This window comes from Bradyrhizobium sp. (assembly GCF_049512235.1).
Classification (GTDB): domain Bacteria; phylum Pseudomonadota; class Alphaproteobacteria; order Rhizobiales; family Xanthobacteraceae; genus Bradyrhizobium.
Map to the genome: position 1 here is coordinate 1 of NZ_JBEKXH010000745.1, position 2,732 is coordinate 2,732.

Here is a 2,732-nt window from a genome sequence, read left to right on the forward strand (position 1 = left end):
AGGCCGCGACACGCTTTCAACCCGGGCAGTCGGGCAACCCGAATGGACGCCCCAAGGGTTCGCGCAACGTCAGTGCGCTGGCGCTGGAAGCGCTGCTGGATGGCGAGGCCGAAGCTCTCACACGCAAGGCGGTTGATCTCGCCTTGGCGGGCGACATCGCGGCGCTGCGGCTCTGTCTTGATCGGATCCTGCCGCCGCGCAAGGATCGGCCGGTTTCGTTCGAGATGGTCCCCATCAACAATGCCGACGACGCGCGGGTGGCGTCCGCGGCGCTCTTGGGGGCTGCCGCCGCCGGCAGCCTCACGCCATCGGAGGCCTCCGAAGTCGGCAGGCTGATCGACGTCTACGTCAGATCATTCGAACTTTCCGAGGTGCAAAAACGCCTCGACAAACTGGAAGGCGGCACGACATGAGCAGGATCAGGGATCGATTGGCCCGGCTGGAAGCCAAGGCAGAACCGGCGCGGCCCGACAGGTGGCACAGCGTCACCGGCGACACGAAAGCCGAATGCGAAGCGCAAAGGCGTGCGATGATCGAACGCGGCGAGGCGGCGGAGGCGGACGGCTTCACTTTCCGGATCATTATCAGGGGTGGCTACCAAATGAGCCGCGGCGTTGATTTTGCGGAGCCGCGGGGGCAATGAAGCAGTGACTCATCTTGTCCGCCGGCATCTCGCAAAAATGCGCGCGAGGCTTGAGCCTGTACGGCGCAATAGCGCCTCGTCTGCTCGCACCAAACTAATGGCAGGACCTTCAGCGGGCGGCACAGTGGCACTCACGCCGAAGATAATCCATGAATTCTGAACATGGCCTGAGCCAGGTCCCCGAAGTCACGTTGACGTTTTGGGTGATCAAGGTTGCCGCAACCACCCTCGGAGAGACCGGCGGCGACGCCATGTCCATGACCTTGAATTGGGATATGCGCTCAGCAGCGCCCAGCTAGTGCATCGGAATCGTCGTGGTCGCCGTCGCTGCCCAAATTTCTTCCAAACCGTTCCATCCGTTCCTGTACTGGGGCGTCATCATTGCCACGACGACCGCCGGCACCACCATGGCGGACTTTGCCGATCGTTCGCTGGGCATCGGCTATCCCGGCGGATCGCTGATCCTGTTCGTGCTCCTGATGGCATCCTTGGGCGTCTGGTATTGGCACGCCGGTGCATCAGCTAGGCATGCATCAGCTAGGATTGCGGTTGAACGAGCCACTGGCTTTCAAAATTTCTGGCTTTCTTCAACAGCGCTGACTGGGCAGTTTGATCGCAAGCAACCTCCGCCAAATTCAGTGTCGTTCATGCGTCCCAAAACGACGCAAACATCCTTGTATTCACCAAGGATTCTGTTGCGGAGCCGAATGGTGATCAATGTGAAGCCGGTCTCCATGGGCCTGCCTTTCCACTCGGCGCGCCCATAATCGGCAATCTCGGAATTCAAGGACTGCAGCTCCCAATGGTCGCGAACCATGTTTTGATACCAGGTGACAAACCTGGGATACTGCGCGTATCCGGCACTCTGTTGCCAATCGTCGCGGCTTGCGGTGGCATCTCGTACGTCCTTTGCAATGGCGGCGGAATATGCCGCCGCAACTTTTCCAAATTGCGATTGAAGAGCCTCCTGCCGCGCCCTTGCTGTTGCGCTTTCCTCGGCATTCATCGTCCTTCTCAAATTCTCCCTGGCCTCTTGCTGGGTCTTTGCGAGGAGCGCCTGCCTTGCATCTTCCTCCCTTTTTGCCTGCGCCAATCTGTCGGCCTTCTGAATCTCCTCGTCTCTGTTCCAGATCGCCGAAATGGAATGGTCTGCGCCGTCCTTCGCCATTGCCGCTGTAAGGATTTTCAGCTCCGGGCCGGCCGAATAAATCGCCTGACATTCGTCCCGCTGCAGCGCCTTGTAGGCATCGTCCAGCGTCGGCTTGGAGATGATGTCGGAAGTCGACAGCTCGACCTTTTCCTGCAGAAGCTGCCTATGGGCAGCTTCCTGGTCTTTGACAACCATGCAAATCGTATTGACCCGCGGGCTTGCTTCAACGATTCCGTAGCCCTCGCCGGATCCGCTTTCGATATCCGCCTGAATTCGGGCTTGTGCTTTTTTCTGGTCGGCCAAGATCTCGTCAAGCCGCCCCGAAGTGATGGTTTCCAGGTGCTTGAAGTGGTTGGCTTCGACTTCGGAGTACAGGGCAATCTGATGCTCGGATCGCATTTGCGCGAGATGGCCGCGTTCAACGGCGATGACGTCGTACGTCAAGAGGCTGCTTCTGGAACATTCGCGCGAATCGACGCCGGGCTTTTGCAGCCTGTATTCGGAAATAAGCTTCTGTTTCATCAGACGGCGTTGCGCCTCGTCGAAGTTCGGTTCGTAAAGGCAGGCGGTCGCTTCTTGATTTTCGAATGTGATCGTGCCGCTCAGGTTCCTTGTGACGTGCGGCGCTTGCGGTGACGAGTTGTACAGGAGGATGAAATCGCGTCGGTCACCATCGGAAAGAAACGCATTCTTCTCGGTCTTGCGCAGCATGCTCGAATCGATGGGTTTGTCAGCCGGTCCCGATCGGCCCAAGACATTCTTTGATGTGACAAAATCGTCCTGGAGGTGAGCTTCGCGTATCGCAACGTCCACCTTGCTCGTCAATGCCGTCAGTTTTCCCAGATCAGGTGCTGCGACGTTCGTATCGAGATCGTCAAGCAAATGAATGAATGCGCCGGTGTACGATGCGGTGGGATTGTTGGTGATGTAATAACGGAT

General features: G+C 58.3%; 4 protein-coding genes and 1 pseudogene. 4 read left to right on the forward strand and 1 reads right to left on the reverse strand.

The window, feature by feature from the left end; all coding sequences use genetic code 11:
* From ABSG20_RS34735 to ABSG20_RS34750, 4 genes and pseudogenes are all read left to right on the forward strand, one after another.
* Positions 1 to 413, forward strand: a 413-nt coding sequence (locus ABSG20_RS34735) for a DUF5681 domain-containing protein (protein WP_423868949.1), incomplete at its 5' end; no start/stop codon positions are given.
* Positions 414 to 430: 17 nt separating this feature from the next.
* Complete coding sequence (locus ABSG20_RS34740) at positions 431 to 643, forward strand: hypothetical protein (protein WP_423868950.1); 213 nt, start codon at positions 431 to 433, stop codon at positions 641 to 643.
* A 149-nt stretch (positions 644 to 792) separates the two neighbouring features.
* The gene (locus ABSG20_RS34745; protein WP_423868951.1) at positions 793 to 942 is read left to right on the forward strand and encodes a hypothetical protein; all 150 of its coding nucleotides are present in this window, start codon (positions 793 to 795) and stop codon (positions 940 to 942) included.
* Positions 943 to 957: 15 nt separating this feature from the next.
* Positions 958 to 1,137: pseudogene (locus tag ABSG20_RS34750) on the forward strand (hypothetical protein); the annotation flags it as partial.
* A 74-nt stretch (positions 1,138 to 1,211) separates the two neighbouring features.
* On the opposite strand, the gene ABSG20_RS34755 reads toward ABSG20_RS34750, so the two are convergent.
* Positions 1,212 to 2,732: hypothetical protein (locus ABSG20_RS34755; RefSeq protein WP_423868952.1), on the reverse strand; the 1,521-nt coding region annotated here is incomplete at its 5' end.

What these genes read in the sequence shown, in the direction of transcription:
- ABSG20_RS34745 (WP_423868951.1), top strand. Translation starts at nt 793, where the DNA reads ATGAATTCTGAACATGGCCTGAGCCAGGTCCCCGAAGTCACGTTGACG.